Origin of the sequence: Helicobacter sp. NHP19-003 (assembly GCF_019703305.1) — a bacterium.
In the GTDB taxonomy this organism is placed as follows: Bacteria; Campylobacterota; Campylobacteria; order Campylobacterales; family Helicobacteraceae; genus Helicobacter; species Helicobacter gastrocanis.
The window spans coordinates 1172658-1185213 of the sequence record NZ_AP024814.1 but is presented as its reverse complement, the minus strand read 5'-3'; the positions used below and the strand labels follow the sequence as shown (position 1 = coordinate 1185213).

Sequence of the window (12556 nt, the reverse complement as noted above, 5' to 3'; positions counted from 1 at the left end):
CCATTGAGTGCCCCACCATCTTTAATCTTTGATGTGCAAGGCATTTTAAAAGTTTAAGGGGGGTTGTGTCGGCACTGCCAAAGGCATCATAAACAAGACAAAGCCGGGCATTTTGGGCTGCCATGAATCCACAAAATCGCCCACTTCACCGGCAGCGTTTGTGAAGTTGTGCTCTGCGCTTGTTTTTAAAACCCAAGCGTTTTAAAAAGGGTTTGAGGGCACTTGCTTTCATGGGGAGTTTCTGCTTAGGGCAAAGGTGTTTGGCGTGTCGATCCACTAGGGCTGGTGATGTCTGGATAGCATCTGTGTGTGCAATGAGGCGCACCTCCACTAGGGCGGTTTTTGAGTCGCCTCCCTACATAAAGCCGTTGACACACTCCCCACAGCTAAAGTGAGCAGATCTAAACTTGAGCTAAAATCCCGGTTTTAAACAGGAGTGCTTACTAGGAGTCTTGTGTTTCTCATGGCCTAAGGTGGATGTCTAAAGTAAGGGCTGACCTTTGTGCTGCCTGCTTAGTTAAGATGTTAGCCGTGGTGGGGATGGGCAACACCCCTGGAATGAAAGATTTCTTGGGGGAGGTGCTAAACACCCCCCCTCTTAAGAAGAGAGTCCCCAGCTTGGGGCGTAAAGGCTATTCCACCTCAGCGTCTATCACATCCTCATCTTTTTTAGCCGCTTGGGGGTTTTGCTCTTTTTGCATCATCGCCTCTGTGAGCTTTTGCGAAGACTCGGCTAAGGCCTTCATTTTCGCCTCCACTTCCTCTTTGCTGGCATTTTCGTTTTTGAGCGTGGTTTCCAAATCGCTCAACGCTTTTTGGATTTTTTCCACTTCGCTAGGTTCTAAATTCGCCTTGTGCTCCTCTAGGTTTTTCTTGGTTTGGTGCGCTAGGCTTTCGGCTTGGTTTTTGGCCTCCACAACCGCTTTACGGCGCGCGTCTTCCTCTTTGTGTAGCTCTGCGTCTTTGACCATTTTATCGATTTCGCTATCGCTAAGCCCGCTGGAGCCGGTGATTTTGATTTCTTGGGATTTGCCCGTGTTTTTGTCTTTGGCTGACACGGTTAAAATCCCATTCGCGTCAATGTCAAAGGTAACCTCAATTTGGGGCACGCCTCTGGGCGCTGGCGCAATGCCGGTGAGATCAAACTTGCCTAGAGATTTGTTGTCTTTGGCAAATTCCCTTTCGCCCTGCAAGACAAGGATAGACACGGCGGGTTGGTTGTCCTCAGCGGTGGAGAAGATTTGGGCTTTTTTAGCCGGGATGGTCGTGCCTTTTTCAATGACTTTCGTCATCACGCCCCCTAAAGTTTCAATGCCAAGGCTTAAGGGGATCACATCCAGCAAGAGCACATCTTTGACATCGCCTTTGAGCACGCCCGCTTGGATACTCGCCCCCACAGCCACGACCTCATCGGGATTCACGGATTTATTTAAATCCTTATTGATGAAGTTTTTCACCCTCTCTTGCACTTTGGGGATACGGGTTGAGCCACCCACCATCACCACTTCGGCGATGTCGTTGCGGCTTAAGCCCGCATCTTGGATCACGCTGTCGATTTTCTTAATGGTGTCCTCGATCAAGTCGTCGATCAAGCTTTCAAACTTCGCACGCGTGAGTTTTTTCACCAAGTGCTTAGGCCCGCTGGCATCGGCGGTGATGAAGGGCAAATTGATCTCGGTTTCTTGCGCCGAGCTCAACTCTTTTTTAGCGTTTTCGCTCGCTTCTTTCAAGCGTTGCAACGCCATGATGTCCTTTTTAATGTCAATGCCATTTTCGTTTTCAAACTCTTTGGCGATGAAGTCAATGATGCGGTTGTCAAAGTCATCGCCCCCTAAGAAAGCATCCCCCCCTGTGGCGAGCACTTCCACGACATTGTCCCCCGTTTCAAGCACCGTAACATCGAAAGTCCCCCCGCCCAAATCATAAACCATGATTTTTTCAGACTCTTTTTTGTCCAAGCCGTAAGCCAAAGCCGCCGAAGTGGGCTCGTTGATGATCCGCAAGACATTTAGCCCAGCGATCGTGCCGGCTTCTTTGGTCGCCTTTCTTTGGCTGTCATTGAAGTAAGCGGGCACGGTGATGACCGCCTCATTCACGGGTTCGCCCAAATAGCTCTCAGCATCCTCTTTGAGTTTCATGAGGATTTTGGCTGAGATTTCTTGAGGGGTGTAGATTTTACCGGCGATTTCTACGGCGCAAGCCCCGTTGCGATCCACGATTTTATAAGGCAAGCGTTTTTTCGCCTCTTGGGCTTTGTCCTCGTTGCTCATCAAACCCATGATGCGCTTAATGGAGTAGATGGTTTTTTCGGGGTTTGTAACAGCTTGGCGTTTCGCGCTCTCGCCCACTAAAATCTCGCCCTTGTCGGTGAAAGCCACAATAGAAGGTGTGGTGTTTTTGCCCTCTTTGTTGGCGATGATTTTTGCCTCATTGCCCTCATAAACCGCCATTGCGGAGTTGGTGGTGCCTAAGTCGATTCCGATCACTTTTGCCATTTTGTATCCTTTGTGTTGAGATTAATTGTTTTTTGCAATGCTCACCATTGCGGGGCGTAACAAGCGTTCTTTATACTTGTAGCCTTTTTGAAAGACCTCCACGATCTGCCCCTCCTCTTGCCCATCTGCCTGCACTTGCATGATCGCATTGTGCAGGTTGGGGTCAAACTCTAGGTCGCATTCCACGCACTCAATGCCGTGTTTGGCGAGCACCTCGTGCATTTTCTGCAGGGTGAGTTCCAAGCCCTGACACACCGCCTCACTGCCCTCTTGCTGTGCGCTTTTAAGGGCGGCGTGCAGGGTGTCGATCACGGGTAGTAAATCGTTGGCGATCTTTTCATAGGCGTATTCTAGTGCCATCGCCTTGTCTTTCTCTAGCCTTTTTTTGGCGTTTTCAAAGTCGGCGTGGGTGCGTAGGTATAAGTCCTGCGCCTCTTTAAACTTCGCTTGGTAGTCGATCTGTGGCTCTTTAGGCTCGCTTGTTTGGCGCGCCTCGCCTGCCTCGTCAATGCCGTTTTGCGGATGCGCTGCGTTCTCTCCCACCGCTTCTTGTTCTCTTAGTTTTTCCGCTTCTAATGCTATGTCTGTCATTTTCACCTCTTTATTCATATGGATAACCCCCTAATCGCGCCGTAAAAGCCCTCAAAGTCCTGCTCCAAACCCCCCACGCAAAGCATGCGGGTTTGCTCACCTTTAAGCTTAATGGAGCAAAGCACGCCCAAAAACCCCAAAGGCAAAACCTTTTCAAAGTGCAGTCCCTGCTTGAGCCCCCTTAGCAAACTCCCCTCCAAAATTTGCCTAAAGAGCCCCTGCGCCCCCCTGCTTTGGGCAAGCTGGCCTAGCACACACAGCCCAAAATAAAGCTTTTCCAAATACAAATGGTCAATTTGTTTGGCAAGGCTCGTGGCACACACGGACAGGGCGAGCTGTTGGATCGTCTTGCACTCTAGTCCGATCAAGTCCCTGATAAACCCCTCTAGTTTTTTGTTGTAGGCAAGCAAGGCTTGTGTGTTGCCAAAGTCCAAAATCAGAAACTGCCCTGCGTGGTTATAGACCGCCTGCAAGGTCGCCTTTTGGTAGCGCTCGACCATGCTAAAAATTCCATAGCTTTCGCTCGCCCTTTGCAACTTGTCTAAATCCACTTCTAGAGGGGTGCTTAAGGTTAATTTTGAGCGCCAATAATCCTTTAGGGCTTTGGTGGTGGGGATGCGCCCGCTGCTGCTGTGGCTTTGGCAAATCGCCCCTTCGCTGGTGAACCTCTTAAAGTAGTTGCGGATGGTCGCTGATGAGATTTGCACAGCTTGGGTTTGCAAGGCTAAACGCAAGCTTTCAGAGCCCACGGGCGCATGGTTGTAAAGATAGGTTTTGATGAAGGCATCTAAAAGCCACTCTTTTTTTACGCCCATGGGTCTCCTTTCACAAATTTTCACGGAGTATAGCATGATTTTTAGAAAAATTAGCAATATTTTTACAATAATGCTAAAAAATCCCCCATTTTGGGCGTTAAAACGCCAAAGTTTAGTTAAGTTATATCAACTTAACTAAGTTATTTTATTAAAAATATTTGCTATGAGTGGCAAGTATTAGAGCTTGTGGGGGGATTTTTGGGTGGTTTGGGGGCGTGTTAAGGAAAGTGGGCTAAAATGCCCGCATATGTTTGGCAAAGGGGTTTTCTTGAGGTGGTTGTGGATGTGTTTTGCCCTAGATTTTTTAAGGGCGGATGGGGGAGATAATTTTTTTAAAGCCATTGAGGCACAACTGCAAAGCAACACGGCTAAAGGCATTTTAATGTTGATTTTCATCGGCATTGCCTTTTATGTGTGGCGCAATTTAGACCGCTGGCGGGATATTTTATTCACGATTTTGGGCGTGGTTCTGGGCATCATGCTCTTTTTCAAAGCCCCCGCCTTAGCTTCGTGGTTCATGGGGTTGTTCTAGTGGATGCCCCTTTATTGGTGGTGTCTGTGCCCAATTTACAAGCCATCTCCACAAAGGATAAATTCTTGTGGCTCAACGCCAAGTCGTGGATTGTGTCGGTCTTTGTGCCCTTTGTGCTGTGGCCGTGGCTGGGTACGCTGTGGGCTTTGGCGTTGTATGGGGGTTTTTTAGCCCTTTTTAGCGTGCTGGAGTTCTTTGATGAGGACATCGCAGACATCCTCATCGCCCACTCCAAACTCACGGGGGCGGCAAGTTTTTACGCTTGAGGCTGGATTTGCTCTAAGATGCGATCCACGATTTGGCTCGCCCCATCGCTAGAAACCTTTTGGCGTAGACTCGCACTCACTTTGGCGATCTCTAAGCCCTCTTGCTTGGGGGTTTCTAGCCACTTGATGAAGCCAAACAGGTGGTCGGGGTGTAGGTGGTTTTGCTCCACAATTTGGGCCAACCCCTCATTGGCAAACTCTAGGGCGTTGTAGTATTGGTGGTTTTTGGCGGCGAAGGGATAGGGCACAAAGAGGGTGGGCAAGTTGTTGGCGCACAACTCCCACACACTGCTCGCCCCGGCCCGGCTCACGCAAATATCCGCTTGGCGCATTTTTTCCACGAGTTGCAAATCAAAGGCAAACAAATCCACCTCCTCTAAAATCCCCAAACCTTTATACATGCCAACGACCCGCTCATAGTCTAGTTTGCCGCATTGGTGGATCACCTTGAACCCCTTTTTAAGCAATTTTCTGGCGCATAAAATGGCAAATTCGTTGATCGCCCTAGCCCCCTGCGATCCGCCCAGAAATAAAATTGTCCGTACTTCTGTGCGGATTCTGGCATTCTCAAAAAAGCTGTTTTGGATGGGATAGGGGGTGTAAACCCTCTTGGGGTTTTCCTCTGTGCCTTTGAAACTGCTAAAAATGCATTGGGCATAGGGGGCGATGAGTTTGTTTAACGCCCCTTGCACGGCGTTTTGCTCGTGGATGTAAAGGGGGATTTTGGAGAGGATGCCCGCAAAAGAGCCCGGCCCTGCGCTAAAGCCCCCCACGCTGATGAGGGCTTTGATGTGGTGCTTTTTTAAAAGACCTCTGGCGGTTTGGGTGCAACGGACTTGCTTATAGAGGGCTTGGACTTTTCTTAAAAAGCTTTTGTTGACAACGCCTGTGGTGTTTAAGAAAAAACACTGCTTGAAGAGGGGGCTGTTTTCAAACCACGCCTTATCCTGCCCTGAAGTGCTGCCGATGTAGAGCAGGTCGTGCCCCCTATTTTGCAACTCTTGCGCTAAAGAGCGGACGATGCACAGATGCCCGCCTGTGCCTCCCCCAGTGATCGCTAACATGGCATTTAAGAGCTCAGGCGCACACTTTTGGCCTGCACAAAGGATTTAAGCGTGTCTCTAAAGCCAAAGTCGGGGTAGTCCATGATGGATAGGGCGATTTGGGCAGCGTAACCATTGTCGGGGTTAAAGATGAGGGGGGCGAGGAAGTTCACCATCGAGTCCTCTAGGTTTTTCTGCACCACGACCACACAATACACCTCCACATGGGATTTGGCGTTGAGTTCTAAAAGCAGTTCGATGTACTTGGGGATGCTAAAGCTGTATTCACGCAGTTTGTAGGGATTGGCTAAGACCATGCTGATGGTCCCGTCCACACTGCTCACGCGGCTGAAGAGATCATCGATCTTGGTGAGCTCCACCTCCATAATTCTCTCAAACCCAAGAATGGGGGCTTTCAATGTGTAATGCATGGGTTTCCTTTGGCAAAATATGCTTTAAGCTAGCAAAACTTGTTCCACTAAAATGCATAAGTGTAGTTGAGGTACAACGAAAAATCGCGGTGGATGGTTAAGGTTGCGCTGTCTTTGGTGTGGTGAAAGTCCTTCAAGTAGTGGGCAAAGGGGGAGTATAAAAAGGGCATCATGATCCCTAAGTCCAAACTTTGGTGTTTGGAAAAGCTGAAGCGCAAACCAATGTTGAGGGGTAATTGGAACTGCACGGGGTGTGTTTGGAGCGCAAAAGTGCCCCCCAAATCAGCCACAAGCTCCTTTTCAAAGACGAGAGCCACCCCTGTGTGCCAAGTTTCCACCCCAAACATCAAGCCCACAAACCCTCCAAAGGTGAAATCCTGCCCCCTCCATTTAAGCTCTATAAAGTTGAGCAAAGCGTCTGCGCCCAAACCATAGACAAATTGCGCCACGCCAGGCCCTCCATTGCCTGCAAAGTTAAAATAATAGCGCACCCCAAATTGTTTGCTCTGCCCAAAGAAATGTTTAAACCCCAAGCGCACATTGCCCCCGCCCATTGGGGCCACGCTATCTTCTAACCCCCGCTGGTCTTTAGGCACGATGAAGTTCCCATTCTGCGACACAAGGCCTTCGCTCCTAACCAAGCTAAATTGTGGACCAAAACTCAAATACCAACCCTTATGTTCTGCACACAAGGGCGAAAGACATGCCAAACCCAAGAGACAGGTCAGGTATGTTGCGCTCCAGCGCCGCATGGGCACTCCTCTTACATAAATGCTCTAGTCTAGCCAAATCCTTTGAGTTCTTGCTAATTTTGGGGTGTTCTCAGACATTTTTCAAACGCAAATATCGCACAATCCCCACACCACTTTTTTAATTTAATTCTTATAATTGTTTTTGTAAAATGCGCCTTTTTAGAAAGGATAATGATGTGTAGAAGTAGTTTTATTTTATGCGTGTGTGCATGCATGCCCTTGTGGGCAATAAAAACCCACAGCTTGCAAAGGGTAGAGGCCACGGGCAAGTCGGTCAATGAAGAAGCCCCCAAAAGCTGGCGCAGTGAAGAAGTGAAAAATTATTTGGGTAGCCAAACAATCATTTCTCATAAACAACTCACACAGCAGGCCAACCAAAGCATTGAGGAAGCTTTGCAAAATGTCCCCGGGATACACATAAGAAACGCCACAGGCATCGGTGCTCTGCCTAGATTTTCAGTGCGGGGCTTTGGGGGCGGGGGCTCAGGCAACAGCAACACGGGCTTTATTTTGGTCAATGGCATCCCTGTCTATGCTGCTCCTTATGCCGACATCTCCATCCCCATTTTCCCCGCCACTTTCCAGATGATCGATCGTATCAGCGTGGTTAAGGGCGGGGAGAGCGTGCAATACGGCCCCAACGCCTTTGGGGGGGTGATCAACATCATCACCAAGCCCATTCCTTATAAGTGGCAAAACCAAGTAGCCGAGCGCATGACAGCGTGGGGTCGGGCGAGTAATGGGGGCTTTGTGGGGCCTGAGAGTAAGGGGCAGCCCTTCATTAAGACCCTAGCCAACAATTTTTTATACAACACCTACCTAAAAAGCGGGGGCATGATCAACAACCACTTTGGCGTGCAAGCGCAGGCCAACTACATCACAGGGCAGGGTTTTAGGGCCAATAGCCCCACCAACATCCAAAACTACCTTTTAGACTTGCTCTACCAAATCAATGAGAACAACAAAATCGCTGCCAACTACCAATATTATAGCTTTGACATGGCAGACCCGGGTTCAATGGCTTTAGCTGATTATCAAAAAAACCGCTTTGCCAACACCCGCCCCAACAATGCCAAGAGTGGCAAGGCAATGCTGTGGAGCGTGCGCTATCAAAATTTCTTTGAAACCCGCCACTTTGAGGGAGACTTCACACTCACCTACTACGGGCACACCATGAGCCGCGATTTCCAATTAGACTCCAACTACTTAAGTGTGAACACCAACCCTGCCATCGGGCACATATACACCGATGATAATTACAGTGGGTTTTTCATCGCCAACCATGCCAGAACCTACCTCATCAACGCCATCGAGCCAGCCTTAAACCTGCATTTTAGCCACCCCATTGTGAGCCAAGATGTCAAGGTCGGCATGCGTTTCATGCAAAGCAACATGCTCTTTAAAACCCTACAATCCACCTGTGAGGGGGCCAGTGGCTCTTGCACCATGAGCCCTTATATTCTCATTAAGAGCCCGAGTCAAAATGTCAAAATGGACAACAACTACACCGCCGTGTATTTTAGCGACAAACTGAGTTTTCTAGGCGGCAAAGTCGTGGTTACCCCGGGGTTGCGCTACACCTTTTTAAACATACATAAGAGTATCCCCACCAAGCATAACTTCAATCTATGGAACACCACTAAAGAACCTAGCAACCAATTTAGCCCCGCCTTAAACATCGGCTACAAGCCCTTAGACGGGTGGCTGCTTTATTGCAACTACCGCCGCAGTTTCATCCCCCCACAATTCAACATGACCACCATTGGGGCGTTTTCCTCTGACTATACCCAAACCTTTAACGAATTGGAGGGTGGCTCGCGTTACAGCTATAAAAACATCTTAAGCTTCAACGCCAATTACTTTGTGATTTTTGCTAAAAACTACTACTCCGGCGGCTATAGCCCGGGACCCTTAGATGCTCGATCTCAGGGCGTAGAGTTGGAGCTTTACTACGCGCCCATTAGGGGACTACAAATGCACTTGGCCTACACCTACACGGACGCGCGCGTTACGACCAATGCCCTAGATAAGACAAAATACTTTGTGGGGATTGTGAATCACCCCTTCAACCTCAAGGGCAAAAAGCTACCCTATGTGAGCCCCCACCAATTTATTTTTGACATGAGCTACACCTACAAGCACACCACCTTTGGACTCTCCAGCTACTTTTACAGCCGCGCCTACTCCTCTGTGCTCAACCAAGCCAAAAACCAGACTGCCTGCTTTAAGCTCGACCCGAGTAAAAATGCGGGCATTTCTCAGGGTTGCAATAGTGTAGGGCTCTTGCCGTGGTATTGGGTGTGGAACATCCAAATCAGCCAAGTCTTTTGGCAAAGTGGACGGCACAAAATCACGGGGAGCTTACAGGTGAATAATATTTTTGACATGAAATATTACTTTAGGGGCATTGGCACTAGCCCGGCCGGTTACCAGCCCGGCCCAGGCCGCTCGGTTACGGCGTATTTGAGCTATGAGTTTTAATGTTGGGGTGTTGCTATGTGTCTTAGCTTGCCTTGACAAAGCACACCTTTTATGCTAAAAGCCCCCTTGCCTTTAACTGCCTTACTAAAAAACGAAAGGAACAAAATGGCTACTTTAGTTGTTTTGGCCCACCCTGATTTACAAAAATCCCGTGTCAACAAGGCTTTAAAAGAGAGCATCCACCACAAAGGCGTGGTGTTTAGCGAGCTCTACCACAAATACCCGGATTTTAAGATCGACATAGCGGCTGAGCAGCAACTGCTCACACAAGCCACACACATATCGTTTTCCAATTCCCCATCTTTTGGTACTCCTGCCCTTCCTTGTTTAAAAAGTATTTGGACGATGTGCTCGCCTATGGCTTTGCCTATGGTTCAAGCGGCAAGGCACTGCAGGGCAAAGCATTTTCTTTAGCCGTGAGTTTAGGATCGCCTCTAGAGAAGTACACTGAGATAGGGCTTTCTATAGAGGCGATCTTAACCCCCTTTAAGGCCACAATTGCCTTCATAGGAGGTACATACACAGGCCACTTTGCCACCTTTGGGGCTTTCACGCTAAGCGATCAAGATTTGGCCACGCGTTGCTAAGATTATCAGGGGTTTATCCCATAAAAGGAGAACGATGAAACAAGTCGATCGTGTTTATGACGCGCCCCCTAAACATTGGGTGGGCAATGGGTTTTATGTCGCCTCCATGTTTAGTTATCGCGATACACATAAAAATTGCGACCCATTTTTGCTCTTAGACTACAACGCGCCCCACCCTTTTAAAGGGGGTGGAGGGGAGTTTGGCGTGGGGCCACACCCCCACAAGGGCTTTGAAACGGTGACCATCGCCTACAGCGGCGAAGTGGAACACACAGATTCGCACGGAGGGGGCGGGATCATCACCCCCGGGGATGTGCAATGGATGACGGCAGGTGCGGGCATTTTGCACCAAGAGTTTTACTCTAAGAAATTTGCCAACGAAGGCGGGGTGTTTGAAGTGGTGCAGCTTTGGGTGAATTTGCCCAAAGCCCATAAATTAACCCCCCCTAAATACCAAGCGATCCGCGCACAAGACATCCCAAGCGTGGCCCTAGAGGGCACAAGCAAGGCGCGGATCATTGCAGGGGAGTTAGGGGGGGTTAGGGGGCCCGCAACAACCTTTTCACCCATCAATCTGTGGGATTTAAGGGTGCAGGGCGGGGATGCTTTGCGTTTGGAGGTCCCAGAAGGCCACAATGTCTTGATGTTGGTGCTGGATGGTGTGGTGGCATTTGAGGGGCAACGCGCACACAAAGAGCAACTCATCACCTTCCAAAGGGGGGGATCACAGCTTGCTTTCTCTGCGCTTGAAGAGGCTAAAGTGCTTGTGCTCACAGGCGCGCCCCTGAATGAACCCGTGGTCGGCTATGGGCCCTTTGTCATGAACACACAAGCAGAGATCGAGCAGGCCATAGCAGATGTGCGCTCAGGGCGTTTTGGAAATCTTTAAGGCAAGTTAAGGGAATTAGCCCTCAAAATGGGTAAAATGGAGATCCGTTTGTTAAAAAATAGCCAAGGAGATTCTCGTGCTTAAAGCAAAAGAAGCAAGCGCCATAGAAGCCGATGGGGGTACTGAGGGGGTTGTTTACCTAAGTGCAGCCAAAGTGGCTTACAACAACAAGGATTATGCAAAGGCTGCGGAGTATTATCTCAAAGCGGGGGAAGCAGGGGAGGCGATGGGGTACTACGAACTAGGCGGCATGCATTCTTGCGGTCAAGAGGGGGAAAGGGATTTTGTCAAGGCCTTTGAGTACTTCCAAAAGGCTGCGCTGATGGGGGATGCCAGGGCGCACCATGCTTTGGGAGTCATTTATGAATACGGGCATGGCAGGCCACAGGACATGGCTAAAGCCAAAGAACATTACCAAAAGGCCGCAACCATGGGGGATTTCATCGCCCAAACGGCTTTGGAGAGGATGCGCTACAGAGAACATTAAGGGTTGGCTTCCCCCATGCGTTGGATGTGGGGGGCTAGAAACAACAAGATAAATAACCCCTCATCAAACCATTCTTCCCCTAAGAGCCCGAAGTTTTGCCAAAATGGGCATCGCCTTTAGTGGGAACGAGCGCAAAACGCTCGCCCGCCAGATTAAACGCCTGCAGACATGACGGCTCTGCATAGCAACGCGCATGGTTGAAACAGGAATACAGCATGGCCGATGTTGCCAATCAGTCTGTAAATGACCCGCGTGAAAAGCTGCAAGCTTTGCTTGCCTTACAAAAACCAAGAGCGGGGCGGGGATGGAGGAATCAAGAACACCGCAGAAATTCTTGCTTTGCAGCATTTGACAACGATTCATGGGATTTGGGAGGTCTGTAAGAACGCTAGAAGCAACAAGAGTGGAGGGGGTTGACTGCCTTCAAGGGGGGCTTTGCACGCCGTCTTGCTTTCTTGTGGCCAAGATGAGGGCAGAAGCTGGCCTTTGAAGGTGTCTGTTAATGAGGGGCTGTGTTGTCTTGCAGGGCAAGCCCAGAGCGCTGGAGCACCCCCAAGCGTCCACGCAAGCGATCACTTCCTCGCTTTCTTGCAGCTGAGTTTGTGGCCTAAATTGCACGCCTTTTGGTAATAATGCCGCGCCATTTCTTTATCCTTTTTGACACCTTCGCCCCTCCAATACATCATACCCAAGCCGTAATAACCATCTGCATCTCCCTTTTGGGCGGCCTTTTGGTAGTGCCAGATGGCCTGCGCATAGTCTTTGACAACGCCCTCACCATTTTCATACATCACCCCCAAATTGTAAAAAGCGTCCGCAACTCCCATTTTGGCGGCCTTTTGGAAGTATTGGATGGCTTTCAGGTAGTCTTTGGCAACGCCCTGTCCATTTTTATACAGCCCCCCTAAATTATTGCAAGCGTCTGCGCTCCCCATTTGGGCAGCCTTTTGGTAATATTGCACGGCTTGCGCATAATCTCCACTTTGGTAAGCATCTGCACCTAGATTGAAATACCGATTCGCCCCTCCGTCTGCATGCGCCACACCCCAGCACAACAAAACCAACAACATGGCCGGGCATGCACCCCTTAGTGAGTCCGTCATTTTCTCTCCTAAAAAAGTCGATAGCGCTTTGGCTTCAAGCAAGCCGACAGCTTTTAAAAAGGGAAGGGAAACAAGCAAAGGAGA

General features: G+C 49.4%; 15 protein-coding genes. 8 read left to right on the top strand and 7 right to left on the bottom strand.

Going from position 1 to position 12556, the window contains the following annotated elements; genetic code table 11:
• Positions 1 to 632: 632 nt before the first annotated feature.
• From dnaK to K6J72_RS06080, 3 genes are read right to left on the bottom strand one after another with little or no spacing between them, the layout of a single operon-like run.
• Complete coding sequence (gene dnaK, locus K6J72_RS06090) at positions 633 to 2495, bottom strand: molecular chaperone DnaK (RefSeq protein ID WP_221279216.1); 1863 nt, start codon at positions 2493 to 2495, stop codon at positions 633 to 635.
• Positions 2496 to 2516: 21 nt separating this feature from the next.
• The gene (gene grpE, locus K6J72_RS06085) at positions 2517 to 3086 is read right to left on the bottom strand and encodes a nucleotide exchange factor GrpE (RefSeq protein ID WP_260320543.1); all 570 of its coding nucleotides are present in this window, start codon (positions 3084 to 3086) and stop codon (positions 2517 to 2519) included.
• 14 nt (positions 3087 to 3100) lie between these two features.
• Positions 3101 to 3901: an HrcA family transcriptional regulator gene (locus K6J72_RS06080; protein WP_221279214.1), complete on the bottom strand. Its 801-nt coding sequence runs from the start codon at positions 3899 to 3901 to the stop codon at positions 3101 to 3103.
• A 247-nt stretch (positions 3902 to 4148) separates the two neighbouring features.
• Between K6J72_RS06080 and K6J72_RS06075 the strand changes: the two genes are divergently transcribed.
• On the top strand, positions 4149 to 4433 hold the full coding sequence (locus tag K6J72_RS06075; protein WP_221279213.1) for a TrbC/VirB2 family protein: 285 nt from the start codon (positions 4149 to 4151) through the stop codon (positions 4431 to 4433).
• Complete coding sequence (locus tag K6J72_RS06070) at positions 4433 to 4699, top strand: competence protein ComB (protein ID WP_260320542.1); 267 nt, start codon at positions 4433 to 4435, stop codon at positions 4697 to 4699. Before K6J72_RS06075 ends, K6J72_RS06070 begins: the two co-directional genes overlap by 1 nt.
• Here the strand turns inward: K6J72_RS06070 and murG are convergent.
• The 3 genes from murG to K6J72_RS06055 are packed head-to-tail and all read right to left on the bottom strand — an operon-like array spanning position 4690 to position 6925.
• Positions 4690 to 5763, bottom strand: a complete 1074-nt coding sequence (murG, locus tag K6J72_RS06065; protein WP_221279211.1) for an undecaprenyldiphospho-muramoylpentapeptide beta-N-acetylglucosaminyltransferase — start codon at positions 5761 to 5763, stop codon at positions 4690 to 4692. The two genes, K6J72_RS06070 and murG, sit on opposite strands and share 10 nt — an antisense overlap.
• A 5-nt stretch (positions 5764 to 5768) precedes the next feature.
• A complete protein-coding gene (gene fliW, locus K6J72_RS06060) occupies positions 5769 to 6173 on the bottom strand; it encodes a flagellar assembly protein FliW (protein ID WP_221279210.1) in 405 nt (134 codons plus the stop codon).
• Between the two features lie 47 nt (positions 6174 to 6220).
• Positions 6221 to 6925 carry an outer membrane beta-barrel protein gene (locus K6J72_RS06055; RefSeq protein ID WP_221279209.1) on the bottom strand — a complete coding sequence of 235 codons (705 nt, stop codon included), beginning with the start codon at positions 6923 to 6925 and terminating at the stop codon, positions 6221 to 6223.
• 174 nt (positions 6926 to 7099) lie between these two features.
• Here K6J72_RS06055 and K6J72_RS06050 point away from each other — a divergent pair, with 174 nt between their 5' ends.
• The 6 genes from K6J72_RS06050 to K6J72_RS06030 all read left to right on the top strand — a co-directional run bounded on the left by K6J72_RS06050 (position 7100) and on the right by K6J72_RS06030 (position 11752).
• Positions 7100 to 9406, top strand: coding sequence for a TonB-dependent receptor family protein (locus tag K6J72_RS06050; RefSeq protein ID WP_221279208.1), 2307 nt, complete (start codon positions 7100 to 7102; stop codon positions 9404 to 9406).
• A 51-nt stretch (positions 9407 to 9457) separates the two neighbouring features.
• The gene (locus K6J72_RS08450; RefSeq protein ID WP_347709311.1) at positions 9458 to 9820 is read left to right on the top strand and encodes an NAD(P)H-dependent oxidoreductase; all 363 of its coding nucleotides are present in this window, start codon (positions 9458 to 9460) and stop codon (positions 9818 to 9820) included.
• A complete protein-coding gene (locus tag K6J72_RS08445) occupies positions 9730 to 9993 on the top strand; it encodes an NAD(P)H-dependent oxidoreductase (protein WP_260320540.1) in 264 nt (87 codons plus the stop codon). The genes K6J72_RS08450 and K6J72_RS08445 overlap by 91 nt, the downstream gene beginning before the upstream one ends.
• Before the next feature lie 34 nt (positions 9994 to 10027).
• Positions 10028 to 10882, top strand: a complete 855-nt coding sequence (locus K6J72_RS06040; RefSeq protein WP_221279207.1) for a pirin family protein — start codon at positions 10028 to 10030, stop codon at positions 10880 to 10882.
• A gap of 76 nt (positions 10883 to 10958) precedes the next feature.
• Positions 10959 to 11369, top strand: coding sequence for a tetratricopeptide repeat protein (locus K6J72_RS06035; protein ID WP_221279206.1), 411 nt, complete (start codon positions 10959 to 10961; stop codon positions 11367 to 11369).
• Between the two features lie 197 nt (positions 11370 to 11566).
• Positions 11567 to 11752: a hypothetical protein gene (locus K6J72_RS06030; protein WP_221279202.1), complete on the top strand. Its 186-nt coding sequence runs from the start codon at positions 11567 to 11569 to the stop codon at positions 11750 to 11752.
• A 189-nt stretch (positions 11753 to 11941) separates the two neighbouring features.
• Here K6J72_RS06030 and K6J72_RS06025 read toward each other — a convergent pair whose 3' ends face one another.
• On the bottom strand, positions 11942 to 12472 hold the full coding sequence (locus K6J72_RS06025) for a tetratricopeptide repeat protein (protein ID WP_221279203.1): 531 nt from the start codon (positions 12470 to 12472) through the stop codon (positions 11942 to 11944).
• Between the last annotated feature and the right edge of the window lie 84 nt (positions 12473 to 12556).

Bases quoted from the DNA above. Each gene is read 5' to 3' on its own strand.
- dnaK (WP_221279216.1), bottom strand. From the start codon at position 2,495: ATGGCAAAAGTGATCGGAATCGACTTAGGCACCACCAACTCCGCAATG.
- grpE (WP_260320543.1), bottom strand. From the start codon at position 3,086: ATGACAGACATAGCATTAGAAGCGGAAAAACTAAGAGAACAAGAAGCG.
- K6J72_RS06080 (WP_221279214.1), bottom strand. From the start codon at position 3,901: ATGGGCGTAAAAAAAGAGTGGCTTTTAGATGCCTTCATCAAAACCTAT.
- K6J72_RS06075 (WP_221279213.1), top strand. From the start codon at position 4,149: ATGTTTGGCAAAGGGGTTTTCTTGAGGTGGTTGTGGATGTGTTTTGCC.
- murG (WP_221279211.1), bottom strand. From the start codon at position 5,763: ATGTTAGCGATCACTGGGGGAGGCACAGGCGGGCATCTGTGCATCGTC.
- fliW (WP_221279210.1), bottom strand. From the start codon at position 6,173: ATGCATTACACATTGAAAGCCCCCATTCTTGGGTTTGAGAGAATTATG.
- K6J72_RS06055 (WP_221279209.1), bottom strand. From the start codon at position 6,925: ATGCGGCGCTGGAGCGCAACATACCTGACCTGTCTCTTGGGTTTGGCA.
- K6J72_RS06050 (WP_221279208.1), top strand. From the start codon at position 7,100: ATGTGTAGAAGTAGTTTTATTTTATGCGTGTGTGCATGCATGCCCTTG.
- K6J72_RS08450 (WP_347709311.1), top strand. From the start codon at position 9,458: ATGCTAAAAGCCCCCTTGCCTTTAACTGCCTTACTAAAAAACGAAAGG.
- K6J72_RS06040 (WP_221279207.1), top strand. From the start codon at position 10,028: ATGAAACAAGTCGATCGTGTTTATGACGCGCCCCCTAAACATTGGGTG.
- K6J72_RS06025 (WP_221279203.1), bottom strand. From the start codon at position 12,472: ATGACGGACTCACTAAGGGGTGCATGCCCGGCCATGTTGTTGGTTTTG.